20 protein-coding genes, 5 tRNA genes, 2 rRNA genes and 1 other annotated feature are annotated in these 25,382 nt (G+C 50.8%); of the genes, 5 read left to right on the top strand and 22 right to left on the bottom strand.

Annotated elements, in window-relative coordinates; translation table 11 throughout:
- Positions 1-79 precede the first annotated feature (79 nt).
- The 6 genes from FGI04_RS02710 to rluD all read right to left on the bottom strand — a co-directional run bounded on the left by FGI04_RS02710 (position 80) and on the right by rluD (position 9,801).
- Positions 80-2,985 (bottom strand): 23S ribosomal RNA (locus FGI04_RS02710).
- Positions 2,986-3,178: 193 nt separating this feature from the next.
- Positions 3,179-3,254 (bottom strand) — tRNA-Glu (locus tag FGI04_RS02705).
- 86 nt (positions 3,255-3,340) lie between these two features.
- Positions 3,341-4,882, bottom strand: a 16S ribosomal RNA gene (locus tag FGI04_RS02700).
- The 16S and 23S rRNA genes sit together here with 1 tRNA gene alongside, the layout of an rRNA operon.
- A 488-nt stretch (positions 4,883-5,370) precedes the next feature.
- The gene (gene clpB / locus FGI04_RS02695) at positions 5,371-7,944 is read right to left on the bottom strand and encodes an ATP-dependent chaperone ClpB (RefSeq protein WP_407336206.1); all 2,574 of its coding nucleotides are present in this window, start codon (positions 7,942-7,944) and stop codon (positions 5,371-5,373) included.
- Between the two features lie 134 nt (positions 7,945-8,078).
- Positions 8,079-8,804, bottom strand: coding sequence for a purine nucleoside phosphorylase YfiH (gene yfiH, locus FGI04_RS02690; protein ID WP_342699949.1), 726 nt, complete (start codon positions 8,802-8,804; stop codon positions 8,079-8,081).
- Between the two features lie 19 nt (positions 8,805-8,823).
- A complete protein-coding gene (gene rluD, locus FGI04_RS02685) occupies positions 8,824-9,801 on the bottom strand; it encodes a 23S rRNA pseudouridine(1911/1915/1917) synthase RluD (protein WP_407321683.1) in 978 nt (325 codons plus the stop codon).
- Between the two features lie 133 nt (positions 9,802-9,934).
- On the opposite strand from rluD, the gene bamD reads away from it, so the two are divergent.
- The 3 genes from bamD (at position 9,935) to pheA (ending at position 12,808) form a co-directional block, all read left to right on the top strand.
- On the top strand, positions 9,935-10,666 hold the full coding sequence (gene bamD / locus FGI04_RS02680) for an outer membrane protein assembly factor BamD (RefSeq protein ID WP_342699870.1): 732 nt from the start codon (positions 9,935-9,937) through the stop codon (positions 10,664-10,666).
- A 288-nt stretch (positions 10,667-10,954) separates the two neighbouring features.
- On the top strand, positions 10,955-11,290 hold the full coding sequence (raiA, locus tag FGI04_RS02675) for a ribosome-associated translation inhibitor RaiA (protein ID WP_342699871.1): 336 nt from the start codon (positions 10,955-10,957) through the stop codon (positions 11,288-11,290).
- A gap of 211 nt (positions 11,291-11,501) precedes the next feature.
- Positions 11,502-11,628 (top strand) — a sequence feature (Phe leader region).
- 22 nt (positions 11,629-11,650) lie between these two features.
- Positions 11,651-12,808, top strand: a complete 1,158-nt coding sequence (gene pheA / locus FGI04_RS02670) for a bifunctional chorismate mutase/prephenate dehydratase (RefSeq protein WP_342699872.1) — start codon at positions 11,651-11,653, stop codon at positions 12,806-12,808.
- Between the two features lie 89 nt (positions 12,809-12,897).
- Here the strand turns inward: pheA and tyrA are convergent, their stop codons facing one another.
- Together tyrA and FGI04_RS02660 are read right to left on the bottom strand one after the other, a co-directional pair.
- Entirely contained in the window at positions 12,898-14,019 is a 1,122-nt protein-coding gene (gene tyrA / locus FGI04_RS02665; protein WP_016942116.1) for a bifunctional chorismate mutase/prephenate dehydrogenase, read from the bottom strand.
- A gap of 11 nt (positions 14,020-14,030) precedes the next feature.
- On the bottom strand, positions 14,031-15,095 hold the full coding sequence (locus tag FGI04_RS02660) for a 3-deoxy-7-phosphoheptulonate synthase (protein ID WP_019845307.1): 1,065 nt from the start codon (positions 15,093-15,095) through the stop codon (positions 14,031-14,033).
- A 370-nt stretch (positions 15,096-15,465) separates the two neighbouring features.
- Here FGI04_RS02660 and FGI04_RS02655 point away from each other — a divergent pair, with 370 nt between their 5' ends.
- Positions 15,466-16,071 (top strand): DUF2799 domain-containing protein, encoded by a 606-nt coding sequence (locus FGI04_RS02655; protein WP_407336205.1) that lies wholly within the window; start codon positions 15,466-15,468, stop codon positions 16,069-16,071.
- A gap of 130 nt (positions 16,072-16,201) precedes the next feature.
- Here FGI04_RS02655 and rplS read toward each other — a convergent pair whose 3' ends face one another.
- The 5 genes from rplS to ffh all read right to left on the bottom strand — a co-directional run bounded on the left by rplS (position 16,202) and on the right by ffh (position 19,743).
- Entirely contained in the window at positions 16,202-16,549 is a 348-nt protein-coding gene (rplS, locus tag FGI04_RS02650) for a 50S ribosomal protein L19 (protein WP_012768745.1), read from the bottom strand.
- A 70-nt stretch (positions 16,550-16,619) separates the two neighbouring features.
- Positions 16,620-17,369: a tRNA (guanosine(37)-N1)-methyltransferase TrmD gene (trmD, locus tag FGI04_RS02645; RefSeq protein WP_248589200.1), complete on the bottom strand. Its 750-nt coding sequence runs from the start codon at positions 17,367-17,369 to the stop codon at positions 16,620-16,622.
- Positions 17,370-17,407: 38 nt separating this feature from the next.
- Positions 17,408-17,956 (bottom strand): ribosome maturation factor RimM, encoded by a 549-nt coding sequence (gene rimM / locus FGI04_RS02640; protein ID WP_016942120.1) that lies wholly within the window; start codon positions 17,954-17,956, stop codon positions 17,408-17,410.
- Positions 17,957-17,974: 18 nt separating this feature from the next.
- Positions 17,975-18,223, bottom strand: a complete 249-nt coding sequence (gene rpsP / locus FGI04_RS02635; RefSeq protein WP_012885817.1) for a 30S ribosomal protein S16 — start codon at positions 18,221-18,223, stop codon at positions 17,975-17,977.
- A gap of 158 nt (positions 18,224-18,381) precedes the next feature.
- Positions 18,382-19,743 carry a signal recognition particle protein gene (ffh, locus tag FGI04_RS02630; protein WP_038905329.1) on the bottom strand — a complete coding sequence of 454 codons (1,362 nt, stop codon included), beginning with the start codon at positions 19,741-19,743 and terminating at the stop codon, positions 18,382-18,384.
- 172 nt (positions 19,744-19,915) lie between these two features.
- On the opposite strand from ffh, the gene FGI04_RS02625 reads away from it, so the two are divergent.
- On the top strand, positions 19,916-20,710 hold the full coding sequence (locus FGI04_RS02625) for a cytochrome C assembly family protein (RefSeq protein WP_407273917.1): 795 nt from the start codon (positions 19,916-19,918) through the stop codon (positions 20,708-20,710).
- Positions 20,711-20,817: 107 nt separating this feature from the next.
- On the opposite strand, the gene luxS is transcribed toward FGI04_RS02625, so the two are convergent.
- From luxS to csrA, 9 genes are all read right to left on the bottom strand, one after another.
- Positions 20,818-21,333 (bottom strand): S-ribosylhomocysteine lyase, encoded by a 516-nt coding sequence (gene luxS / locus FGI04_RS02620; protein ID WP_342699878.1) that lies wholly within the window; start codon positions 21,331-21,333, stop codon positions 20,818-20,820.
- A gap of 166 nt (positions 21,334-21,499) precedes the next feature.
- Positions 21,500-23,050: a glutamate--cysteine ligase gene (gshA, locus tag FGI04_RS02615; RefSeq protein WP_407336204.1), complete on the bottom strand. Its 1,551-nt coding sequence runs from the start codon at positions 23,048-23,050 to the stop codon at positions 21,500-21,502.
- Between the two features lie 80 nt (positions 23,051-23,130).
- On the bottom strand, positions 23,131-23,559 hold the full coding sequence (locus tag FGI04_RS02610) for a YqaA family protein (RefSeq protein WP_342699880.1): 429 nt from the start codon (positions 23,557-23,559) through the stop codon (positions 23,131-23,133).
- Positions 23,556-24,122 carry a fructose-1-phosphate/6-phosphogluconate phosphatase gene (gene yqaB / locus FGI04_RS02605; protein WP_342699950.1) on the bottom strand — a complete coding sequence of 189 codons (567 nt, stop codon included), beginning with the start codon at positions 24,120-24,122 and terminating at the stop codon, positions 23,556-23,558. The genes FGI04_RS02610 and yqaB overlap by 4 nt, the downstream gene beginning before the upstream one ends.
- A gap of 183 nt (positions 24,123-24,305) precedes the next feature.
- Positions 24,306-24,382, bottom strand: a tRNA-Arg gene (locus FGI04_RS02600).
- Positions 24,383-24,440: 58 nt separating this feature from the next.
- Positions 24,441-24,517 (bottom strand) — tRNA-Arg (locus FGI04_RS02595).
- A gap of 73 nt (positions 24,518-24,590) precedes the next feature.
- Positions 24,591-24,667 (bottom strand) — tRNA-Arg (locus tag FGI04_RS02590).
- 7 nt (positions 24,668-24,674) lie between these two features.
- Positions 24,675-24,767 (bottom strand) — tRNA-Ser (locus FGI04_RS02585).
- A 310-nt stretch (positions 24,768-25,077) separates the two neighbouring features.
- Positions 25,078-25,263: a carbon storage regulator CsrA gene (csrA, locus tag FGI04_RS02580; RefSeq protein WP_005972168.1), complete on the bottom strand. Its 186-nt coding sequence runs from the start codon at positions 25,261-25,263 to the stop codon at positions 25,078-25,080.
- Positions 25,264-25,382: the final 119 nt, after the last annotated feature.

Raw genomic sequence — 25,382 nt, 5'->3', positions numbered from 1 at the left:
TGTATCGCTACACCACGACATCCAATCCTCGAACAAGCTAAAAATTCCGTCTCTCTCACCAAAACACCTTCGGTGTTGTAAGGTTAAGCCTCTCGGGTCATTAGTACTGGTTAGCTCAACGTATCACTACGCTTACACACCCAGCCTATCAACGTCCTCGTCTCGAACGTCCCTTCCGGGGAATCAAGTTCCCAGGGAAGACTCATCTCGGGGCAAGTTTCCCGCTTAGATGCTTTCAGCGGTTATCTCTTCCGCACGTAGCTACCGGGCAGTGCCATTGGCATGACAACCCGAACACCAGCGGTGCGTTCACTCCGGTCCTCTCGTACTAGGAGCAACCCCCCTCAATCTTCCAACGCCCACGGCAGATAGGGACCGAACTGTCTCACGACGTTCTAAACCCAGCTCGCGTACCACTTTAAATGGCGAACAGCCATACCCTTGGGACCTACTTCAGCCCCAGGATGTGATGAGCCGACATCGAGGTGCCAAACACCGCCGTCGATATGAACTCTTGGGCGGTATCAGCCTGTTATCCCCGGAGTACCTTTTATCCGTTGAGCGATGGCCCTTCCATTCAGAACCACCGGATCACTAAGACCTGCTTTCGCACCTGCTCGAGCCGTCACTCTCGCAGTCAAGCTAGCTTATGCCTTTGCACTAACCTCCTGATGTCCGACCAGGATTAGCTAACCTTCGTGCTCCTCCGTTACTCTTTGGGAGGAGACCGCCCCAGTCAAACTACCCACCAGACACTGTCCCCGGCCCGGATGACGGGCCCAGGTTAGAACATCAAACATTAAAGGGTGGTATTTCAAGGTTGGCTCCATGCAGACTGGCGTCCACACTTCAAAGCCTCCCACCTATCCTACACATCAAGGCTCAAGGTTCAGTGTCAAGCTATAGTAAAGGTTCACGGGGTCTTTCCGTCTTGCCGCGGGTACACTGCATCTTCACAGCGAGTTCAATTTCACTGAGTCTCGGGTGGAGACAGCCTGGCCATCATTACGCCATTCGTGCAGGTCGGAACTTACCCGACAAGGAATTTCGCTACCTTAGGACCGTTATAGTTACGGCCGCCGTTTACCGGGGCTTCGATCAAGAGCTTCTCCTTACGGATAACCCCATCAATTAACCTTCCGGCACCGGGCAGGCGTCACACCGTATACGTCCACTTTCGTGTTTGCACAGTGCTGTGTTTTTATTAAACAGTTGCAGCCAGCTGGTATCTGCGACTCCCGTCAGCTCCATCCGCAAGGGACTTCACCAACAGGAGCGTGCCTTCTCCCGAAGTTACGGCACCATTTTGCCTAGTTCCTTCACCCGAGTTCTCTCAAGCGCCTGAGTATTCTCTACCTGACCACCTGTGTCGGTTTGGGGTACGATTCAATGTTACCTGATGCTTAGAGGCTTTTCCTGGAAGCAGGGCATCTGTCACTTCAGCACCGTAGTGCCTCGTCATCACGCCTCAGTGTTGACAGCAGACCGGATTTGCCTGGTCCACCCACCTGCACGCTTAAACCGGGACAACCGTCGCCCGGATGACATAGCCTTCTCCGTCCCCCCTTCGCAGTAACACCAAGTACAGGAATATTAACCTGTTTCCCATCGACTACGCTTTTCAGCCTCGCCTTAGGGGTCGACTCACCCTGCCCCGATTAACGTTGGACAGGAACCCTTGGTCTTCCGGCGTGCGGGTTTTTCACCCGCATTATCGTTACTTATGTCAGCATTCGCACTTCTGATACCTCCAGCAGCCCTCACAGGCCACCTTCACCGGCTTACAGAACGCTCCCCTACCCAACAACACATAGTGTCGCTGCCGCAGCTTCGGTGCATGGTTTTAGCCCCGTTACATCTTCCGCGCAGGCCGACTCGACCAGTGAGCTATTACGCTTTCTTTAAATGATGGCTGCTTCTAAGCCAACATCCTGGCTGTCTGGGCCTTCCCACATCGTTTCCCACTTAACCATGACTTTGGGACCTTAGCTGGCGGTCTGGGTTGTTTCCCTCTTCACGACGGACGTTAGCACCCGCCGTGTGTCTCCCGTGATAACATTCTTCGGTATTCGCAGTTTGCATCGGGTTGGTAAGCCGGGATGGCCCCCTAGCCGAAACAGTGCTCTACCCCCGAAGATGAGTTCACGAGGCGCTACCTAAATAGCTTTCGGGGAGAACCAGCTATCTCCCGGTTTGATTGGCCTTTCACCCCCAGCCACAAGTCATCCGCTAATTTTTCAACATTAGTCGGTTCGGTCCTCCAGTTAGTGTTACCCAACCTTCAACCTGCCCATGGCTAGATCACCGGGTTTCGGGTCTATACCCTGCAACTAGACGCCCAGTTAAGACTCGGTTTCCCTGCGGCTCCCCTATTCGGTTAACCTTGCTACAGAATATAAGTCGCTGACCCATTATACAAAAGGTACGCAGTCACACCTAAAAGGTGCTCCCACTGCTTGTACGTACACGGTTTCAGGTTCTATTTCACTCCCCTCGCCGGGGTTCTTTTCGCCTTTCCCTCACGGTACTGGTTCACTATCGGTCAGTCAGGAGTATTTAGCCTTGGAGGATGGTCCCCCCATGTTCAGACAGGATACCACGTGTCCCGCCCTACTCATCGAACTCACGACCTGTGCATCTTCGTGTACGGGACTGTCACCCTGTACCGTGCGCCTTTCCAGACGCTTCCACTGACACACAAGCCGATTCAGGTTCTGGGCTCCTCCCCGTTCGCTCGCCGCTACTGGGGGAATCTCGGTTGATTTCTTTTCCTCGGGGTACTGAGATGTTTCAGTTCCCCCGGTTCGCCTCATTAACCTATGGATTCAGTTAATGATAGTGTGACAAGTCACACTGGGTTTCCCCATTCGGGTATCGTCGGGTATAACGGTTCATATCACCTTGCCGACGCTTTTCGCAGATTAGCACGCCCTTCATCGCCTCTGACTGCCTAGGCATCCACCGTGTACGCTTAGTCGCTTAACCTCACAACCCGAAAGTGTCTCGGGATGCGAGTATTTTGAGAGACTCGAACAACACATGAATTCTCATTCACATGCTGTCGTTTCAATTTTTCAGCTTGTTCCGGATTGTTAAAGAGCAGATAACATAAACCTGACTATCTCTAATCAGTTTTAGGTTAGCGTTGACCGTGCCTTTCACCCACTGTCAGTCATACTGGCGTCCCCTAGGGGATTCGAACCCCTGTTACCGCCGTGAAAGGGCGGTGTCCTGGGCCTCTAGACGAAGGGGACATCACTTGTCAGCTTCGCAAGACGCTTTTGACTCTTTCTTATCATCAGACAATCTGTGTGGACACCACGCAGGCACTTCTACTCGGTAAGGAGGTGATCCAACCGCAGGTTCCCCTACGGTTACCTTGTTACGACTTCACCCCAGTCATGAATCACAAAGTGGTAAGCGCCCTCCCGAAGGTTAAGCTACCTACTTCTTTTGCAACCCACTCCCATGGTGTGACGGGCGGTGTGTACAAGGCCCGGGAACGTATTCACCGTAGCATTCTGATCTACGATTACTAGCGATTCCGACTTCATGGAGTCGAGTTGCAGACTCCAATCCGGACTACGACGTACTTTATGAGGTCCGCTTGCTCTCGCGAGGTCGCTTCTCTTTGTATACGCCATTGTAGCACGTGTGTAGCCCTACTCGTAAGGGCCATGATGACTTGACGTCATCCCCACCTTCCTCCGGTTTATCACCGGCAGTCTCCCTTGAGTTCCCACCCGAAGTGCTGGCAACAAAGGATAAGGGTTGCGCTCGTTGCGGGACTTAACCCAACATTTCACAACACGAGCTGACGACAGCCATGCAGCACCTGTCTCAGCGCTCCCGAAGGCACCCTCGTATCTCTACAAGGTTCGCTGGATGTCAAGAGTAGGTAAGGTTCTTCGCGTTGCATCGAATTAAACCACATGCTCCACCGCTTGTGCGGGCCCCCGTCAATTCATTTGAGTTTTAACCTTGCGGCCGTACTCCCCAGGCGGTCGATTTAACGCGTTAGCTCCGGAAGCCACGGTTCAAGACCACAACCTCCAAATCGACATCGTTTACAGCGTGGACTACCAGGGTATCTAATCCTGTTTGCTCCCCACGCTTTCGCACCTGAGCGTCAGTCTTCGTCCAGGGGGCCGCCTTCGCCACCGGTATTCCTCCAGATCTCTACGCATTTCACCGCTACACCTGGAATTCTACCCCCCTCTACGAGACTCTAGCCTGTCAGTTTTGAATGCAGTTCCCAGGTTAAGCCCGGGGATTTCACATCCAACTTAACAGACCGCCTGCGTGCGCTTTACGCCCAGTCATTCCGATTAACGCTTGCACCCTCCGTATTACCGCGGCTGCTGGCACGGAGTTAGCCGGTGCTTCTTCTGCGGGTAACGTCAATGAACAGACGTATTAAGCCTGCTCCCTTCCTCCCCGCTGAAAGTGCTTTACAACCCGAAGGCCTTCTTCACACACGCGGCATGGCTGCATCAGGGTTTCCCCCATTGTGCAATATTCCCCACTGCTGCCTCCCGTAGGAGTCTGGACCGTGTCTCAGTTCCAGTGTGGCTGGTCATCCTCTCAGACCAGCTAGGGATCGTCGCCTAGGTGAGCCTTTACCTCACCTACTAGCTAATCCCATCTGGGCACATCCGATGGCAAGAGGCCCGAAGGTCCCCCTCTTTGGTCTTGCGACGTTATGCGGTATTAGCTACCGTTTCCAGTAGTTATCCCCCTCCATCAGGCAGTTTCCCAGACATTACTCACCCGTCCGCCGCTCGCCGGCGGGGAAGCAAGCTTCCCCCCGCTGCCGCTCGACTTGCATGTGTTAGGCCTGCCGCCAGCGTTCAATCTGAGCCATGATCAAACTCTTCAATTTAAAGTTTGATGTGTTTTCCGAAGAAAACGGTGCTCAAAGAATTTACTGTTTATTCGTAATGAATTAACTGTTGTCACTCTTCAAGACTTTCACTAAATATTTTTAGTGAAGTGTCCTGCGAGTGCCCACACAGATTGTCTGATTGATTGTTAAAGAGCAGTGCGACCGGCCTGAGCCTGCTGTCGCGAGGTGGCGTATACTACGCTTTCCTCATGAAGTGTCAACGATTATTTTCGTTTCCGCTTCCTGACACCGCGCTGCGTTGCCGCTGTTGCCGTGTCAGTGGAGGCGCATTATAGGGAGTTATTCCGGCCTGACAAGCGTAATTTTCACAAAAAAACGCGACAGCTCACTTTTTCACCCAAAACACCATTATCAGAATATTTTTTATACAGATCGGTGATAAAAAACCCGAACTCCAGCAGTAAACCGGTGTTCGGGTTTTAAAGACACGGCTCTTCTATTCGTGATCAACGACTCGTGAACAACTACTGTCGGGCAACAATGGTGTCGTTTTCTACATCCAACGTCACTGCTTTCCCAGGTACTAAAGCCCCAGACAGTATTTGCTGTGCCAACGGATTTTCAATCATCTGCTGAATAGCTCTCTTCAGCGGACGAGCACCGTAGACAGGGTCAAACCCTGACTTACCCAGTAATGCCAGAGCAGCATCAGAGATAGACACGGTATAACCCCGCTCTTCCATGCGTTTATAAAGACGCTGCAATTGGATCTGAGCAATAGACGTAATATGGGCTTGTCCCAATGGATGGAACACCACGACCTCATCAATACGGTTGATGAACTCAGGGCGAAAATGATGGCTGACAACGCCTAACACCATGTCACGCATCTGACCATAATTCATTTCGCCGAATCGCTCCTGAATAAGGTCCGACCCGAGGTTAGAGGTCATGATCACCACCGTATTGCGGAAGTCCACCGTACGGCCTTGCCCATCAGTCAAGCGCCCATCATCCAGCACCTGAAGCAGAATATTAAACACATCAGGATGCGCTTTTTCCACTTCATCCAGCAAAATAACGGAATAAGGCCGACGACGTACCGCTTCAGTCAGATATCCGCCTTCTTCATAACCAACGTATCCAGGAGGCGCACCGACAAGCCGAGAAACCGAATGCTTTTCCATAAACTCGGACATATCAATACGCACCATCGCGTCATCACTATCGAACAAGAATGACGCCAGTGTTTTGCATAACTCGGTTTTACCCACACCGGTCGGGCCAAGAAATAAAAATGAACCAATAGGACGATTGGGATCCGACAACCCGGCACGGCTACGGCGAATCGAGTTAGCGACAGCCTCTACCGCTTCATTCTGTCCAATGACCCGCTGGTGTAGCTCTTGCTCCATACGCAGCAGTTTTTCTCGTTCGCTTTCCAGCATCCGTGAAACCGGAATCCCCGTCCAGCGGGCCAGAACCTCAGCAATCTCAGCATCAGTTACGCGATTGCGCAGCAGATGCATGGTTTTACCTTCAACCTGCGTGGCTGCCGCCAGCTGTTTTTCCAGTTCAGGGATTTTGCCGTACTGCAGTTCTGACATTCTCCCTAAATCCCCCTGGCGTCTTGCCTGCTCCAGGGAAATCTTGGCTTGTTCCAGTGCTGCTTTAATATTTTGCGTACCAGTCAGCGACGCTTTTTCCGCTTTCCACTCTTCTTCCAGTTTCGAGTATTCGCGCTCTTTCTGCTCCAGTTCGGTATTGAGGATCTCCAAACGTTTCAGACTGGCCTCATCAGACTCTTTCTTTAAGGCCTGTTGTTCCAGTTTTAACTGAATAATCCGGCGATCAAGACGATCCAACGGCTCTGGTTTCGAGTCAATCTGCATGCGGATACTGGAAGCGGCCTCATCAATCAGGTCGATAGCTTTATCCGGTAATTTTCTATCTGAGATATACCGATGCGACAGCATAGCCGCAGCAACAATCGCGGGGTCGGTAATTTGCACGTGATGGTGCAACTCATACCGTTCTTTCAGACCACGCAGAATGGCGATAGTGTCTTCAACCGTCGGCTCAGCGACGAACACCTTCTGGAAACGACGTTCGAGTGCCGCATCTTTTTCGATAAACTGGCGGTACTCATCCAGTGTGGTAGCACCGACACAGTGCAGTTCGCCACGCGCTAACGCTGGCTTCAGCATGTTGCCTGCATCCATCGCACCATCAGCCTTACCAGCACCGACCATGGTGTGCAGCTCGTCGATGAAGAGAATAACGCTACCTTCCTGTTTAGACAGGTCATTCAGTACGCCTTTCAGGCGTTCTTCAAACTCACCACGGTATTTTGCCCCGGCAACCAGTGCGCCCATATCAAGTGACAGCACTCGTTTATTTTTCAAACCTTCGGGGACTTCACCATTGACGATACGCTGCGCCAGTCCCTCGACAATCGCCGTTTTACCGACGCCGGGTTCACCAATTAAAACCGGGTTGTTCTTGGTTCTGCGTTGTAGCACTTGAATGGTACGGCGAATTTCCTCATCACGGCCAATCACCGGATCCAGTTTGCCTTGCTCAGCGCGTTCTGTAAGGTCGATCGTGAATTTTTTCAGCGCCTGACGTTGATCTTCAGCGCTCTGATCGTTGACTTGCTGCCCACCACGAACCTGCTCGATTGCGTGAGTCACGTTCTGTTGTGTCGCTCCAGCGTTCTTTAAGAGATCGCCAAGCGTCCCGCGCGATTCAAATACCGCCAGCACAAATAATTCTGAAGAAATGAAAGTGTCGCCCCTTTTCTGCGCCAGCTTGTCGCAAATATTGAGCGTCCGTACCAGCTCGCTGGACGGTTGAACATCGCCACCGGTGCCTTCCACCTGTGGTAAACGACTGATTGCCTGCTCGATTTCATTTTTAAGGCGATTGACGTTCGCACCGGCGGCCGTCAGCAACGGGCCGACAGTCCCCCCTTCCTGATTAAGAAGGGCGCTCATCAAATGCAATGGTTCCATGAATTGATGGTCTCGCCCGAGGGCGAGAGATTGGGCATCAGCGAGGGCAAGCTGGAATTTGTTGGTAAGACGATCCAGACGCATAACTCCTCCCATACATACTGGTCAAAATTGCTACTGGAGATTAAATGAGGTCATTCCTCAAAAATTCAAGATTATTTTGCCAGTAATAATAGAAGGAAAAACGTTAATCCTCCGGATCGTCTTAATTCAATAGGTTATATCAGCCAAATCAAAGTTGCCATACGCCCGGTCATACCATCGCGTCGATAGGAGAAAAATCTACCCGAATCGCTGACCGTACAGTACTCGCCACCAAACACCTGGGTGACGCCAGCAGCCTCCAAACGCAAACGGGCCAGCTGATAAATATCGGCAAGGAATTTACCATTGCGGGGAACGAAAGCGCAATCGGCGATGGGGTCAACTTGCAGAAAAGCCTCACGAACCTCCCCCCCGACTTCAAATTGCTGCGGACCAATAGCAGGCCCCATCCACGCCAGAATATCTGCTGGGCGAGCATGAAAATGGCGTAGCGTCTCTTCGAGCACACCGGCCTGTAAACCCCGCCAGCCTGCATGTGCAGCTGCAACTTCATCGCCATTAGCAGAACAAAACAGAACCGGTAAACAGTCTGCCGTCATTACTGCACATACCCGGTCCTGACGGGTGGTATAAGCGGCATCCCCTGTCAGTGAATCAGATGACACCTGATCAAGATTAATCACTTGAGTACCATGCACCTGCTGTAGCCAATGTGGCATGACAGGCAATCCGGCGGTGGCGAGCAGACGCTGCCGGTTGTCCTGTACGTGCAGCGGAGAATCTCCCACATGATTCCCCAGATTGAGTGAATCATAGGGCGCGTTGCTGACCCCACCTAAACGTGTAGTACTGCAGGCCCGCACCCGAGCCGGAGCAGGCCAGTCCGGTATTAACATCATGCTGTCAAACGACATGCCATCACCAGTCAAGTTGATCTTTGAACGCTTCGGTATCCGCTTTCAGTGCGGCGATCAGATCTACCATATCCTGCGGCAAAGGTGCATGCCACTCCATCTGAATACCACTAATAGGATGATAGAGTCGTAACATGGTGGCATGCAGCGCCTGGCGATCAAAATTGCGCAGTGTTTCGATAAATGCGTCAGATGCCCCTTTAGGCAGACGCGGACGACCGCCATACAGCGGGTCTCCCACCAAGGGATGATTGATGTGTGCCATGTGGACACGGATCTGGTGGGTTCTTCCTGTTTCCAACCGTAAACGCAAGCGGGTATGCGCACGGAAATGTCCCATAATACGATAGTGCGTGACGGCAGGTTTCCCCATCGGATGCACCGCCATATGGGTACGCTTGGTCGAATGGCGTGCGATTGGCTCATCCACTGTACCGCCTGCTGTCATTGTACCGATGGCTACTGCTTCGTATTCACGGGTGATTTCACGCGCCTGCAGCGATTCAACCAATCTGGTTTGTGCGGGCACCGTCTTCGCTACCACCATCAGTCCGGTGGTATCTTTGTCTAAGCGGTGAACAATACCGGCACGTGGCACATCCGCAATCTCCGGATAATGATGTAACAACGCATTCAACACCGTACCATCCGGGTTGCCGGCACCAGGGTGTACGACCAGATCGCGAGGTTTATTGATCACCAGGATATCGTCGTCTTCGTACACAATATCCAGCGAAATCGGCTGGGCTTCCCAGCGAGCGTCTTCCTCAATAAGGGCATCAATGGCAACGGACTCTCCACCAAGCACTTTCTCTTTTGGTCTATCGACCATATTGCCGTTAATCTGTACCCGCTGTTCCAAAATCCATGTTTTTATGCGAGAACGCGAATAATCAGGGAACAATTCGGCCAAAGCCTGATCTAAACGTTGTCCAAGTTGAGATTCGGCCACCGTCGCGGTGAGTTGTACTTGTTGGGACATAGTATGCTGCTTCTTATTAACGTTGGGTTTTAACGGCGATGCCGTTTAAAATAATGTACCATTGTAGCTGGTCTTAATCGGGAGCTTAACGGACAGTTTCCCGGAAAAACACTCTGAGGATAATCAAATCGTCATGACGCGTATGAAATACCTGGTGGCTGCTGCCACGTTGAGCCTGACGCTGGCTGGTTGCTCCAATTCCAAAGATGCGGTTCCCGACCGTCCACCTTCAGAACTGTATGCCACCGCCCAGGAAAAACTGCAGGACGGCAACTTTAAAGCAGCCATCACGCAGTTGGAAGCGTTGGATAACCGTTATCCATTCGGCCCTTACTCCCAGCAGGTCCAGCTAGACCTGATTTACGCCTATTACAAATCCGCCGAGTTGCCGTTGGCTCAGGCGTCGATTGATCGTTTCATTCGCCTTAACCCAACACATCCAAACGTGGACTATGTCCTCTATATGCGTGGGTTGACCAACATGGCGCAGGATGACAGCGCACTGCAAGGTTTCTTTGGCGTCGATCGTTCAGACCGTGATCCTCAGTATGCCCGTGCGGCATTTAAGGCGTTCAATCAGTTACTCCAGGGGTACCCGAACAGCCTGTACGCAACGGACACCAGTAAACGCCTGGCATTCCTGAAAGAACGTTTGGCCAAGTATGAACTCTCTGTCGCACAGTATTACACGAAACGCGGTGCCTATGTTGCGGTGGTTAACCGTGTAGAGCAAATGCTGAAGGACTATCCAGACACGCAGGCGACGCGCACTGCGCTACCGCTGATGGAAAATGCCTATCGGGAATTGCGACTGACTGCAGAAGCCGACAAGGTGGCCCGGATTATTGCCGCCAATCCTGCCTGAAGGAACACCTGAATCTGCATTATCACGGCAACTGAGGTTGCCGTTTTTTTTACCGTCGTATCGACGAATTTCGCCAATTTACCTGCAAAAATCAGTCAATACATCCAATAGATAATGGCACACGCCTGATGAAGCGACAAGCCCGCCGCACCGATTCTCCAAAGCCGCTCACAAATCAATTCACATGACGGAAAAGTGACCAAAAAAAGTGATCAAAATCACCCACTTTGCATCATCTAGGGGTATGCTGAAATCACCAAGACGGAAAAGGCAGAGAGGTAAGTTTTTATGACTATCAACATTACCAGCAAACAGATGGATATTACCCCCGCAATACGTCAGCATGTCGAAGACCGTCTCACCAAACTGGATAAGTGGCAGGCCCAGTTGATCAATCCGCACATAATCCTGTCTAAAGAACCTCAGGGGTTTGTGGCTGATGCGACCATTAGCACGCCAAATGGCCCACTGGTGGCCAGCGCCAAACATGAAGATATGTATGCTGCCATCAATGAACTTATCGCCAAACTGGAGCGGCAGTTGAACAAAGTCCAGCATAAAGGCGAAGCTCGCCGGGCAGATACTGGCATCAAAGATGTAAACATACAGGCTTCGGCGGAATAACAGGAGCTGGTGGAGAAACTACCGCATCCTTATGTTGAGTGACAGATTCTCTCCGTTGTCTGAAACGCGCCGTAAGGCGCGTTTTTTGTGTCGGCAGCGTCGGTACTGCTAAACGGCACGCGACATTGCTCATCAATCCCTGTGATTTTGTGTTGACAGGATGAAAAGGCAACAGTTACCTTAAACAGCATTCCCCATAAGGATATAGTCACATGACGCCACAACTGTTTTTCTTCGTATTCTTCTTTACTCTCCCCAACGCGGGGGCCGATTTGTCGTGTGAGTAAGAATACGAAGACGAACAAAAAAAGCCTCCTCACCCAGGAGGCTTTTTTATTGGACAGCAAACAGGTACACACCATGACCGATAATCCATTACTGGCACTGCGCGAACGTATTACCGCGCTGGATACACAACTACTCGACCTGTTAGCGCAACGGCGAGAACTCGCGCTCGATGTGGCGAGGGCCAAACAGCATTCTCATCGCCCCATTCGCGACAAAGAACGTGAGCGGGATTTACTGTCCCGGTTGGTTGACGAGGGGAAAAAACGGCAGCTCGACGGTCATTATATTACCCGTCTATTCCAGTTGATTATCGAGGACTCCGTTCTGACTCAGCAGGCGCTGCTGCAGCAGCATCTGAACGCGGGCGAATCTCACTCTGCCCGCATCGCTTTTCTCGGCCCCAAAGGTTCCTATTCCCATTTAGCCGCGCGCCAGTATGCAGCTCGCCATTTTGACCAGATCGTGGAATGTGGCTGTCAACGTTTTCAGGACATCGTCAACCTGGTGGAAACCGGGCAGGCAGATTACGCCGTGCTGCCGATAGAGAATACTAGTTCCGGTTCAATCAACGATGTTTACGACCTGCTGCAACATACCGGGTTATCCATCGTCGGCGAACTGAGCACCCCCATTGACCACTGTGTGTTAGTAGCAGTAGATACGCAGTTGGATCAAATCCAGACTGTTTATAGCCACCCACAACCTTTCCAGCAGTGCAGTCATTTTATCAACCGGTTTCCACACTGGAAAATCGAGTATTGTGAAAGTACTGCGGCTGCCATGGCAAAAGTCGCTGAACTCAATTCTCCGCATGCCGCGGCCCTGGGCAGCGAGGCTGGTGGAATGCTTTATCAATTGCAGGTGTTAGAACATAACCTGGCTAATCAGGCGCAAAACATCACCCGATTCATCGTTCTGGCTCGCAAACCTATTGACGTCACCGAGCAAGTTCCGGCTAAAACCACCTTGATCATGGCGACAGGCCAGCAATCCGGTGCACTGGTGGAGGCACTGTTGGTGCTACGTGAACATGGTATTGTGATGACAAAACTCGAGTCACGCCCCATAAATGGCAACCCGTGGGAAGAGATGTTTTATATTGATGTGCAGGCGAATCTACGTAACGACACAACCCGTAAAGCACTACAGGGACTGGCGACGATTACACGTTCACTCAAGGTTCTGGGCTGCTACCCTAGTGAAAATGTAGTGCCGGTAGAGCCGTCATAACCGGTGTGAGGCCAGGCGCACACTGCGATTTTATCAGCAAAAAAACCACCATCTCGGATGGTGGTTTTTTTATGAAGACCTATGACTGACTACTGGCGAATATCGTTCGCCTGGCGCAACAGAGTGCGACTTTCCGCCATGAACCGCCGGGAATAATCGCCGAACCAGTGTTCAACCTTCTCAAAACTGCGGACAAAGGCCTCCTTGTCCCCCGCTTCCAGCAACGAAATCGCTTCACCAAAACGCTGGTAGTAGCGTTTGATCAACGCAAGATTATTGCCCGAAGACATGATGATGTCGGCGTAGAGTTGCGGGTCTTGTGCAAACAAGCGCCCCACCATCGCCAGCTCAAGGCGATATATCGGCGAAGAGAGCGCCAGCAATTGTTCCAGTTGCACATTTTCTTCTGCCAGATGAAGCCCATAGGCAAAGGTCGCGAAATGACGCAACGCCTGAATGAACGCCATGTTCTGGTCATGCTCCACAGCACTGGTGCGATGTAACCGGGCTCCCCATACCTGGATTTGCTCAAGCAACCATTGATAGGCTTCAGGTTGACGCCCATCGCAATACACCACAACCTGTTTAGCCAGGCTGCCTGTATCTGGGCCAAACATGGGGTGCAATCCCAGAACCGGACCATGATGTGCCGCCAACATCGCCTGCAGAGGCCCATTTTTAACCGAAGCCAGATCAACCAGAATACAGTCATCAGGTAGTCGGGGAAGACGAGCAATAACCTGCTCAGTCACATGGATAGGAACGCTCACAATAACCATGCCAGCATCGGCCAGCAGGGCTTGTGCCTGTGGCCAATCCTCTTGCTCCAGAATACGCACCTGATAGCCAGACAGCGTCAGCATTCTGTCAAACAGACGCCCCATCTGCCCACGTCCCCCGACGATCACAATCGGTCGTAGCGACGGGGACAGTGTTTTAAATCCTTTGTCATTCTCACTGGCATAGGACTCTCGCATCACCCGACGCAGAACATCCTCGATCAAATCAGGAGGAACACCTAACGCTTCGGCTTCCTTACGTCGTGAACTCAGCATTGCTGCTTCCCGATCAGGCGCATAAATTGGCAAACCATAACGACTTTTCACCTCGCCGACTTCCGCCACCAGGCGCAACCGGCGCGATAACAACGCCAATAATGCTTTATCTACCTCATCTATCTGATCACGCAATGCGGTCAGTTCAGCGACCATTGTTCTTCTCCTTACTGATTGGCGCTTATCGCACCCAGTTCCTTATGAACCGAGCGCAACAATGTTTCTGTGCTTTCCCAACTGATGCAGGCATCGGTCACCGACACACCATAGCGCATGTTCGCTCGCGGTTGCTCGGATGACTGATTGCCTTCATGGATGTGACTTTCCAGCATCAATCCGATGATAGAACGATTGCCCGATTTGAGCTGTTCAATCACAGACTCGACTACCAGCGGCTGCCGACGGTAGTCTTTGTTGGAGTTACCGTGGCTACAATCTATCATCAGCGCCGGATTCAGTCCCGCATCGCGCATCTGTTTTTCGCATTCAGCGACGTCTTCTGCACTGTAATTCGGCGTTTTACCGCCACGCAGGATTACATGCCCATCTGGGTTCCCGTGTGTTTGCAGCAGACATACCTGCCCACTCTGGTTGATGCCCACAAAACGGTGTGGCATTGAAGCGGCTTTCATCGCATTGATAGCCGTCCCCAGACTACCGTCTGTACCGTTCTTGAACCCTACAGGCATAGACAACCCGGAAGCCATTTCCCGATGGGTCTGGGATTCGGTGGTTCTGGCGCCAATCGCCGACCAGCTAAACAGATCACCCAGGTATTGCGGGCTATTGGGATCCAATGCCTCGGTCGCCAGCGGCAACCCCATATTGACCAGTTTCAACAACAGGTCACGGGCGATATGTAACCCCGCCTCCATATCAAAGGAACCATCCATGTAAGGATCATTGATAAGCCCCTTCCAGCCAACGGTAGTACGAGGTTTTTCAAAATAGACACGCATAACGATATACAACCGATCGCTCAATTCGGCTGATAAAGACTGCAGACGACGGGCATATTCCAGTGCGGCATCCGTATCATGAATAGAACAGGGACCACACACCACCAACAGACGCTTATCATTGCCATGAATAATGTCAGCAATGGTTTTACGCGCTTGCGCTATCGCCAGTTGTTCCGGCTCGTTAAGCGGGAATTTGGCTTTCAGTTCGTCAGGCGTGATGAGAATCTGTTCGGCGCTGATATGGATATTATTGAGCGTGTCTTTTTGCATGATGGTGATCCTGTTTATTCCTTTGGTATGAAGGGAGCGGTCGTCATTATCAGTAACAGGCTCCCACCTTAGCACACAGACCGTAAACACCACAAGCCATAAGTGTAAAGTTAAAGTTACTAGTGGAAAATCGTACCTGCATCACAGATGCTGGCAGTGTGGATTAAAAGAATATGTTGTCACTACAGCAAAACAGGAAAGAAGTAACGTACCACTCCGATCTCTTTTTACAAAACCTCGCTAAAAATACGAAAAAAAACCAATAAATATGAATACATTAAAGAACAAACACACTGTTTCTCACCAATAACGATAAATGAATGCAATCTGATTATTGGACATCTTGTCACCGACTCCTGGTTGAAACCAGTTGGCATACACAAACCACAACCGTAAAGTATTTTATACACAACCTATTCTTTACGCTATCAACATCCCCTACTCGCTTTCAACATCACGGTTGAAGGGAGAGCTCAGGCGTTCAATCTGGCAGCAAAAAGCCGTGAATAGCCGTTCTCTATCTGAAATCATTAAAGGAAAAACAGGGAATTGCGTAATATTAGGGGTAATCATCTATCCAGCAGCAAATAGTACAGGTTCAATCATGAGAAACGGTATGGTACTCGTGGGGTTATTGCTTCTTGTCGGCTGTCAGCCTCCACCATCAACGTCACCGACTAAAAACGAGCATAGCGTCTGGTATGAGGCTGGGTATAACGACGCAAGCAGTGGACTTATCGTCAAAGATGACGAAACACTGTCAGAATGGTTTGGTAACCCAGATGTAGATCGCCACGCTTATCTGGATGGATATCAGGCCGGTCAGCGCGCATGGTGCAATACCAGTAACATTGATGCCTGGGGACGAGCGGGAAAACCCTTTCCTCCCAGTTGTGATGGGGCCAATGACGCAGAAACGTTAAAAAAAGTGTGGCAGCGTGCTGCAGATGCTCTCCCAGTCCATTCATCCCGCTAGCGCTTTTATCATACAGACCGGCTGGAAACGCACTGCATATACCATAAAGGTACACATACCATAGGTACAAAAGAAAAAGGGGTGGCAAATGCCACCCCTTATCGCTTTCGGATGTTGCGAAAGCGGATGCTTAGTTAAGACGCTCTTTGATACGAGCAGACTTACCAGCACGCTCACGCAGGTAGTACAGTTTGGCTTTACGCACAGCACCACGACGTTTAACGGTAATGCTATCCACTACCGGAGAGTGCGTCTGGAATACGCGCTCTACACCTTCGCCGTTAGAAATCTTGCGAACAGTGAATGCAGAATGCAGACCGCGGTTACGAATTGCGATAACCACGCCCTCGAATGCCTGCAGACGTTTTTTAGAACCTTCAACGACCCATACCTTAACTTCCACGGTGTCACCCGGACGGAATGCAGGTACGTCTTGCTTCATCTGCTCTTGTTCAAGCTGCTTGATAATATTGCTCATAATATGTCTCTTACCCTAGGTAAACTGATATTTGGGTTCGCCCGGCACTGCCGCAACGCCCCCCTAATACTCATTGTTGTTCAGACTGATATTCCTGTTGAAATTCAGTCAACAACGTTGCTTGCTCGTCAGTCAGAGCTAGGCTTTTCAGAAGTTCAGGTCTTCTAAGCCAGGTTCGGCCCAGCGACTGCTTCAAACGCCAGCGGCGTATTTCAGCATGATTGCCCGACAGCAACACCGCCGGTACATCCATACCTTCCAACACTTCAGGACGGGTATAATGGGGACAATCCAGCAATCCATCGGCGAAAGAATCTTCTTGTGCCGATGCCTCATGACCCAGAACACCGGGAATAAACCTGGCGACCGAATCAATCAGCGTCATTGCTGGCAGTTCGCCACCACTGAGAACGTAGTCACCGATTGACCATTCTTCGTCAATTTCGGTTTGAATGACTCGCTCATCAATGCCCTCGTACCTTCCACAAACCAGAATCATCTTCTGGTGTGCGGCGAGTTGACGTACGCCTTGCTGATCCAGTTTGCGACCCTGCGGTGACAGATAAATCACCCGGGCCCCTTCGCCTGCCGCTGCTTTCGCTGCATGGATGGCATCCCGCAAAGGTTGCACCATCATCAACATACCGGGACCGCCGCCATAAGGGCGATCGTCCACAGTACGGTGTCGATCGTAAGTGAAGTCTCGAGGACTCCAGTACTGTACGCTCAGCAGGCCATTTTTAACTGCCCGGCCAGTGACTCCATAATCAGTAATAGCGCGGAACATCTCAGGAAACAGGCTAATCACCCCAATCCACATAGTACCGTTCCACTCATTGACTGCAGACTCTATAGAGTTCAAAAACCAGGATCCCAGTCTACTTCAATACGATGCGTAGACAGGTCAACATGCTTGATAACCTGTTCAGTCAGAAACGGAATCAACCGTTCCTTAACCCCGTAAGCATCTTTCAGGTTGGCTCTTACGACCAAAACGTCATTAGAACCGGTTTCCATCATATCGATGACTTTTCCCAGTTCGTAGCCACCTACGGTGACAACGTCGCAACCAATAAGATCCTTCCAGTAATAATCACCCTCATCCAAGTCAGGCAATTGAGCCGAATCCACGACAATTTCGCAATTGGTCAATAAATTCGCTGCTTCCCGATCGTCAATATCTTTAATCTTGATGACCAGGTCCTGATTATGGTGCCGCCAGCTCTCGATCTCGATCGGTTGCCACAGCCCTTTATTCCGGATAAACCAAGGTTGATAATCAAAAATGCTTTCGGCGTCTTCGGTGGATGAAAACACTCTGAGCCAACCTTTAATGCCGTACGTCGACCCCAATTTTCCCAATACAACCGGGTTGACCGGGGCTTTCGGGCTGAGTTGCTTGCTCATTACCACCACCGCAACAGATTATGCTGCTTTTTTCGCGTCTTTGATCAGCGCGGAAACGCGATCAGAAACGGTAGCGCCCTGGCCAACCCAGTGCTCGATACGGTCAAGGTCCAGACGCAGAGCTTCTGCTTTACCGGTAGCGATCGGGTTGAAGAAACCTACGCGCTCAATGAAACGACCGTCGCGCGCATTGCGGCTATCGGTCACAACGACTTGATAGAACGGGCGTTTTTTAGCGCCGCCACGTGCCAAACGAATTGTTACCATAACATCCTCTTTAGTTAATAAAACAACCGGGCCCCATCGAGGAACGGGGCCCAGTGTCATATAAAAAGCCCGAAGATTTTACTCATTTTGGTGCAAAAAGCAATCTAAAACCATGCGTTCACACCATCGACTTTTCTTTCGGGGTCATACATTACGTCTTAACGGCCCGGAAAACCTGGCGGCATCATTCCTTTCATGCCACGCATCATCTTGGCCAGACCGCCGTTCTTCATCTTTTTCATCATGCGCTGCATATCGTCAAACTGTTTCAGCAACCGGTTAACGTCCTGCACCTGCATACCAGACCCCATTGCGATGCGACGCTTGCGCGACCCTTTGATGATTTCTGGTTTGGCACGTTCCTGTAGCGTCATGGAGTTGATGATAGCCTCCATACGCACCAGCACTTTGTCATCCATCTGCGATTTGACGTTATCTGGAATCTGCCCCATGCCCGGCAGCTTGCTCATCATGCTGGCCATGCCACCCATGTTGCGCATCTGTTTGAGTTGATCCAGAAAATCGGTCAGGTCAAAGCCATCGCCCTTTTTCAGTTTCTTGGCCAGCTTTTCTGCCTGAGAGCGATCAACCTTGCTTTCTAACTCTTCGATCAACGAGAGTACGTCGCCCATCCCCAGAATACGGGAGGCGATACGATCGGGGTAAAAAGGCTCCAGTGCGTCGGTCTTCTCGCCCACACCTAAGAACTTGATAGGCTTGCCGGTGATATGACGGATGGAGAGCGCCGCACCGCCGCGAGCATCACCATCGATCTTGGTCAAAATCACCCCAGTCAACGGCAACGCTTCATTGAAGGCTTTCGCGGTATTCGCAGCATCCTGCCCCGTCATCGCGTCAACAACGAATAGCGTTTCTACCGGGTTGATCGACGCGTGCACCTGCTTGATTTCGTCCATCATCGCGTCATCAACATGCAGACGGCCGGCGGTATCCACTAACAGCACATCATAGAACTTCAGTTTGGCATGCTGTAGGGCGTGATTAACGATATCAACGGGTTTTTCATTCGCATCAGAAGGAAAGAAATCAACACCAACAGTCTGTGCCAATGTTTCCAACTGTTTGATAGCTGCCGGGCGATACACGTCCGCCGAGACAACCAGAACTTTCTTTTTCTGCTTTTCACGCAGGAATTTACCCAGTTTAGCAACACTGGTAGTTTTACCTGCCCCTTGCAGGCCAGCCATTAACACGACAGCCGGTGGTTGAGCCGCCAAATTGAGCGCCTGGTTGACTTCGCCCATGGCTGCCACCAGCTCGTTTTGCACAATTTTGACGAACTCTTGACCCGGCGTCAGGCTCTTATTGACCTCATGGCCCACCGCTTGTTCTTTGACACGGTTAATGAAATCACGCACCACTGGCAGCGCCACATCCGCTTCCAGCAAAGCCATACGGACTTCACGCAACGTATCCTTGATATTGTCTTCCGTCAGCCGCCCACGGCCGCTGATATTGCGCAGAGTGCGCGATAGTCGATCGGTTAAATTTTCAAACATATCTCATGCTCAATGTGAAACTGGCCGCTACCGCGACGCGAATGGCGGTAAGTATAACACGAAAGCCAGACCAATCTGCGTGCAACGGCACGGATAACTGGTTGGTGGCGGTGTCGACTACGGCTATACTGACCTTTCATTTTACTTAGTTGATAGCGAATAACCCATTGCTATGTCTGTCTTCGCCATTGTAGCTTTAGCGACCTATTTCCTCAGTCTGGGATTGATTATTCCGAGCCTGGTGCGGAAAAACGGAGCCTACCGCCGTCTGGCCGTCGTCTCCGCCACGATCGCCCTGATCTGCCATGCAGTGGCCTTGTATCAGCGTATTTTCAACGTACAGGTTGGGCAAAACCTGAGCCTGCTCAATATGGGCTCACTAATAAGCCTGATTATCTGTACCGTGATGACTATCGTAGCGTCACGTAATCGCGGCTGGTTTTTGTTGCCCATCGTCTACGCCTTTGCCTTCATCAATCTGGCCTTTGCCAGTTTCATGCCTGGTGAATTTATTACCCACCTCGAAGCACAACCAGGCCTGATGGTACATATCGGTCTGGCGCTGTTTGCGTATGCCACGCTGATGATTGCCGCGTTGTATGCATTACAACTGGCACTGCTGGACTATATGCTGAAAACCAAGAGGCTGGGGTTTACCGCTGATATGCCGCCATTGCTAGGTATCGAACGAAAAATGTTCCACATTACCCAGATCGGCGTCATTCTGCTGACGCTCACGCTGTGTACCGGGCTTATCTACATGAATGATCTGCTCAGCAATAAAGAGAACCTGCATAAAGCGCTGTTCTCCTTGCTGGCATGGTTTGTCTATATTCTGCTGCTTTGGGGTCACTACCACGAAGGTTGGCGCGGGCGCCGGGTTGTATGGTTCAATCTTATTGGCGCATTACTCCTGACGCTTTCCTACTTTGGCAGCCGGGTCATCCAGAACTTTCTGGCACACTGACGCTCGTAACCTGCCGAAGGCGGTGGGCGCGATGAGGTATAAAAAAAAGAGAGCAATGCTCTCTTTTTTACAACGCGAGTGTTTACAACGCGAAGTATTCACATCGCTTAGATATGCAACTCGGCCAGCTTGTCTTCCGGCAGCGCCAGATCGTCGTTCTTATTGACGAGAACCCCCTGATCCAAAATATGACGCGCAATATCCTGTGCCTCGATCAGAGAATGCATCTCATAGGTACCGCATTGATATTCGTTCAACTCAGGGATCTTACGTTGATCCGTAACCTTGAGCACATCCGCCATCGCCGCTTTCCAGGCATCAGCCACACGCTGCTCTTGCGGCGTACCAATCAGGCTCATGTAGAAACCGGTGCGACATCCCATTGGAGAGATATCGATAATTTCCACACCATCACCGTTCAGGTGATCACGCATAAATCCAGCGAACAGATGCTCCAGAGTATGGATACCGCGCTCTGGCATGACCTCATGGTTCGGGCGACAGAAACGCAAATCAAACACGGTAATCGTATCACCATGAGGGGTTGTCATGGTTTTGGCTACCCGAACGGCAGGTGCAGCCATACGAGTATGATCGACAGTAAAACTATCCAGTAATGGCATGTTGCTACCTCCTCGTGAAAAATTTATTTCTCGTTTCCAGGAAACTTTTCTTATCGATACCGGTCATAACATATGAAAGACGCGCATTTATTATCATCATCCCTATTATCAGAGATGTTTCTTTGGCCACCCGATGACAATCGGGTGGCGTTTTCTTTTATAGACCTTACTGATCGGCCAGATAAACGTCAAAGCTTAGCGTATCTTCCGACTCCAGTTGACGCTGGTGCTGCCATGAGCGCTCACACTCTGAAGCAAACTGGGTTTCAGACAAAATTTCCAGTGGCTCTTGCAATAATTGCTCACGGTATTGAGCGGACAGTTGAAGGCCCACACCACCGCTCCCCTGCTCCAGCATCATCGCCAGTATCCGGGCGGAGAAAGTCTTGTCGGGATCATCGAACCCTTCCACCAGTTGGTCACAGACCTGTCGATAGTACGGCGTAGTCTGCTCTTGATCCAACAGTTCCGCCACACGACGTAAATCAGCAAACAACGCGCGCCCAACCTCTGCGATAGGTTGACGGGCCGTGTCACATCCCACCCCTACTGTTTGTCCGGGCTTACGTCCTTCCAGGATAACCTGATTCCAGTTTTTGCGTGTACAGAGCAATTCTGCTTCGCTCATTTCCGGCGCATCCGCCAGTGCACACCAGATCAGGAACAGATCGAGGAACCGAACCTGCTCTTCGCTGACACCTGTCGCCGAGAACGGGTTGATATCCAACGAACGCACTTCAATATACTCAATACCGCCCCGCAGCAACGCGTCGGAAGGTGACTCTCCAGGACGAGTGACGCGTTTGGGACGAATCGGGGCGTACAGTTCGTTTTCAATCTGCAACACGTTGGTATTCAGTTGCAGATAACGCCCATCTTTCTTAAGACCAATCCTGGCATACTCTTGCGAGGGCGTTCGAATAGCCTTTTTCAGTGCCGATACATAGCCTTCGAGGCTATTAAAGGTAATACCGAGATTGCTCTGCGACTTATTGGTATAACCCAGGTCGCTCAATCGCAATGATGTAGCATAGGGCAGATAGAGCATGCCTTTTGAACGCTCAAACGGCAGATGAGTTTCTTTACCTTGCAAGAAAGAGGAACAAATAGCCGGAGAGGCTCCAAACAAATAAGGGATGACCCAACCGAAACGGTAGTAATTACGGATCAGTTGGAAATACCCGGCAGAAATCGCTTCCTTACCGCTGTCGGCATCGGCAATCCCTGCCCGGGCCTGCCAGAATGCTAACGGCAGCGAAAAATTATAGTGCACACCGGAAATGGTCTGCATCAACGCGCCATAGCGATTCTTGAGCCCTTCACGATATAGGGTTTTGAAGCGACCAATATTCGATGATCCATATTGAGCCAGTTCGATATCCTGCCCTGCTTCAATAAAGCAAGGCATGCTCAACGGCCACATGCGCTCATCATCCAGATGACGGGCAACATACCGATGAATATCACGCAAAAAGGCCAGGAGGTGATCAATATCCTTGTCAACTGGCGTTATGAACTCTAGCAGCGCCTCGGCAAAATCCGTCGTAATCCAGGGATGAGTCAACGCCGCCCCGAGATTCTCTGGATGCCCAGTCGTCGCAAGATGCCCATTTGCCATCACACGCAGTGTTTCACGCTCAATACCACGCTGGATCCCTATTATCGACTGAGGATGTTTTTCCAGCCAGGACAGCGCTTTTGATACGTCCGGGATCAAATTGACCTCCCGCTATGAAGATGTAGTTGTGTTAATAAGAATAATGGATGGTATATGGGGGCAACAATCATGATTACAACTCACCCGGCTCCCATCGTCCATTGCAGCGTTACACCAGCGATGATCAGGTAGCGCAACGTTTTTCCGATAAAAATACACATGACTGAACCCACCCAGGGCATCCTCAGCCAACCTGCCAGTACACACAATATATCGCCGACTATCGGCACCCAGCTAAATAATAGTGCTGCCGTACCATAACGCTGCAACCAGCGGCGCGCCGTCTCCAGCCCTTTTTGCGGTTTAAGCTCAGGAGCCAGACGCCCGATAACAATATTGGTGATGCCACCGAGCGTATTACCGATAGAAGCAATCAGAATGAGCCACAGCGGGCTAGCGCTGTGGGTCGATAGCAACGAGATCAATACGACTTCTGAGCTGCCCGGCAACAACGTTGCACTCAGAAAGCTACTCCAGAACAGGGAAAATACTGCCCAGAACTCACTCACAACGTTCTTACGTCAACAACAGCCATACCAGCGCTGATTGCTGCCTGTACGCCAAAGTCAGCATCCTCAAACACAACACAATGCGCAGGAGCAACCTGAATCAATGCCGCACAACGCAAAAACGTATCCGGAAAAGGCTTGTGTCGTTGCACATCGTCAGCCCCTACCAGCGCAGTAAAATAATCACGCAATCCCAGGTGGCGTAATAAACGCTCAGCCAGACCATGCGTACTGCCGGTCCCCACCGCCATCGGACGGCGACCATGATATGCCTTGACAACCTCAATGAGTGGTAACGGTTGCACCGTATCCATCAACATGGTTTCAGTCACAGACGCCTTTTCAGCCGCCAGTACATGCGGATCAAGGTCTGATTGATGGTGATGGAGAATAACCTCAGCAATACGCCAGGTCGGCGCACCATTCAGTGCCGTCATCGCATCGTCGTCATAGCTCATACCGTACTTCGCTAGCACCTGTTGCCATGCGCGGCTATGGGTGGACTCTGTATCAAGGATGGTGCCATCCATGTCGAATATGAGGCCCTGATAGCGATCGTACATCATGATTCCGTACCTATCGAAAAGAGAGGACTACTTTAACGCAAAGTAAAAATATTGTCGCTTACTCAATAACCCCATTAAAAACAGTGAAATGGCTATGACTAAGGACATAAAGCCACATGCGTTTAATACGCGATATAAAAGGAGCGACGTCAGGAAGAAGAAAGAAGATAAATCAGGAGATGGTGCATCCGGGAGGATTCGAACCTCCGACCGCTCGGTTCGTAGCCGAGTACTCTATCCAGCTGAGCTACGGATGCATTTCGGAAACTAATCAGATTCTACATTTTACAACAAGAGGAAACAGCATCAGGAGAATGGTGCATCCGGGAGGATTCGAACCTCCGACCGCTCGGTTCGTAGCCGAGTACTCTATCCAGCTGAGCTACGGATGCATTTCAAGACTTACTGAAAACTTCTCTTAAATTGTATTGCTGACAACACTGTTGTCATAACGCATCCATTAAATGGTGCATCCGGGAGGATTCGAACCTCCGACCGCTCGGTTCGTAGCCGAGTACTCTATCCAGCTGAGCTACGGATGCAATTTAATGGCGGTGAGGGAGGGATTCGAACCCTCGATGCAGCTTTTGACCGCATACTCCCTTAGCAGGGGAGCGCCTTCAGCCTCTCGGCCACCTCACCGTACCGACACATAACCGCTGAATTTCGTTTTCATTCAGCGCTCACCTGTCTGCGTGGCGCACATATTACTTTCCCGGTCTTATAAGTCAAACAATTTTTCCGATATCAGTTCCGTTTGAACACTTCGCACCCAACAAGAACAGATTAACAACAAAAAGCATGCTTTATCGCCAATAAAACAACCAGTTATTCAGATTCACAAAAGCAAATACCGGGTAACCATTTATTGACGGAAATAAGGAAACACAGGGAGCAGACGAAAAAACATTCGAACAACAACAGCGCCTCGTCAACACGAGACGCTATTCAATCAGTAGGAGGTAGGCTGAGATTTCTCTGCCTGAATACGCTGGTAGATCTCTTCACGGTGTACAGACACTTCTTTCGGTGCATTAACACCGATACGAACCTGATTGCCCTTTACTCCTAGTACGGTAACCGTAACCTCATCGCCGATCATGAGGGTTTCGCCAACTCGACGAGTTAAAATAAGCATTCTTTGCTCCTTGAAAGATTATAAAGAGTCAGGTCTCTCCGTTCTCCCGTCATTATCCATCATGGTTGGGGAAGACGTAAACCTGGATGACGAAAATGTCTCATCATCGCACTCATTGT

The sequence above is a fragment of the Dickeya ananatis genome (assembly GCF_019464615.1).
Lineage (GTDB): Bacteria > Pseudomonadota > Gammaproteobacteria > Enterobacterales > Enterobacteriaceae > Dickeya > Dickeya oryzae.
Note: the sequence above shows the minus strand (reverse complement) of the source record. Positions and strands in the feature narration are given on the sequence as shown.

Excerpts from the sequence above, each read along its gene's own strand:
- rplS (WP_012768745.1), bottom strand. The coding sequence starts at position 16,549 with ATGAGCAATATTATCAAGCAGCTTGAACAAGAGCAGATGAAGCAAGAC.
- tyrA (WP_016942116.1), bottom strand. The coding sequence starts at position 14,019 with ATGGTCGCTGAACTGACCGCATTGCGTGATCAGATAGATGAGGTAGAT.
- raiA (WP_342699871.1), top strand. The coding sequence starts at position 10,955 with ATGACTATCAACATTACCAGCAAACAGATGGATATTACCCCCGCAATA.
- pheA (WP_342699872.1), top strand. The coding sequence starts at position 11,651 with ATGACCGATAATCCATTACTGGCACTGCGCGAACGTATTACCGCGCTG.
- yqaB (WP_342699950.1), bottom strand. The coding sequence starts at position 24,122 with ATGTACGATCGCTATCAGGGCCTCATATTCGACATGGATGGCACCATC.
- trmD (WP_248589200.1), bottom strand. The coding sequence starts at position 17,369 with ATGTGGATTGGGGTGATTAGCCTGTTTCCTGAGATGTTCCGCGCTATT.
- FGI04_RS02625 (WP_407273917.1), top strand. The coding sequence starts at position 19,916 with ATGTCTGTCTTCGCCATTGTAGCTTTAGCGACCTATTTCCTCAGTCTG.
- ffh (WP_038905329.1), bottom strand. The coding sequence starts at position 19,743 with ATGTTTGAAAATTTAACCGATCGACTATCGCGCACTCTGCGCAATATC.
- clpB (WP_407336206.1), bottom strand. The coding sequence starts at position 7,944 with ATGCGTCTGGATCGTCTTACCAACAAATTCCAGCTTGCCCTCGCTGAT.
- bamD (WP_342699870.1), top strand. The coding sequence starts at position 9,935 with ATGACGCGTATGAAATACCTGGTGGCTGCTGCCACGTTGAGCCTGACG.
- FGI04_RS02660 (WP_019845307.1), bottom strand. The coding sequence starts at position 15,095 with ATGCAAAAAGACACGCTCAATAATATCCATATCAGCGCCGAACAGATT.
- yfiH (WP_342699949.1), bottom strand. The coding sequence starts at position 8,804 with ATGATGTTAATACCGGACTGGCCTGCTCCGGCTCGGGTGCGGGCCTGC.
- rluD (WP_407321683.1), bottom strand. The coding sequence starts at position 9,801 with ATGTCCCAACAAGTACAACTCACCGCGACGGTGGCCGAATCTCAACTT.
- rimM (WP_016942120.1), bottom strand. The coding sequence starts at position 17,956 with ATGAGCAAGCAACTCAGCCCGAAAGCCCCGGTCAACCCGGTTGTATTG.
- luxS (WP_342699878.1), bottom strand. The coding sequence starts at position 21,333 with ATGCCATTACTGGATAGTTTTACTGTCGATCATACTCGTATGGCTGCA.
- rpsP (WP_012885817.1), bottom strand. The coding sequence starts at position 18,223 with ATGGTAACAATTCGTTTGGCACGTGGCGGCGCTAAAAAACGCCCGTTC.
- csrA (WP_005972168.1), bottom strand. The coding sequence starts at position 25,263 with ATGCTTATTTTAACTCGTCGAGTTGGCGAAACCCTCATGATCGGCGAT.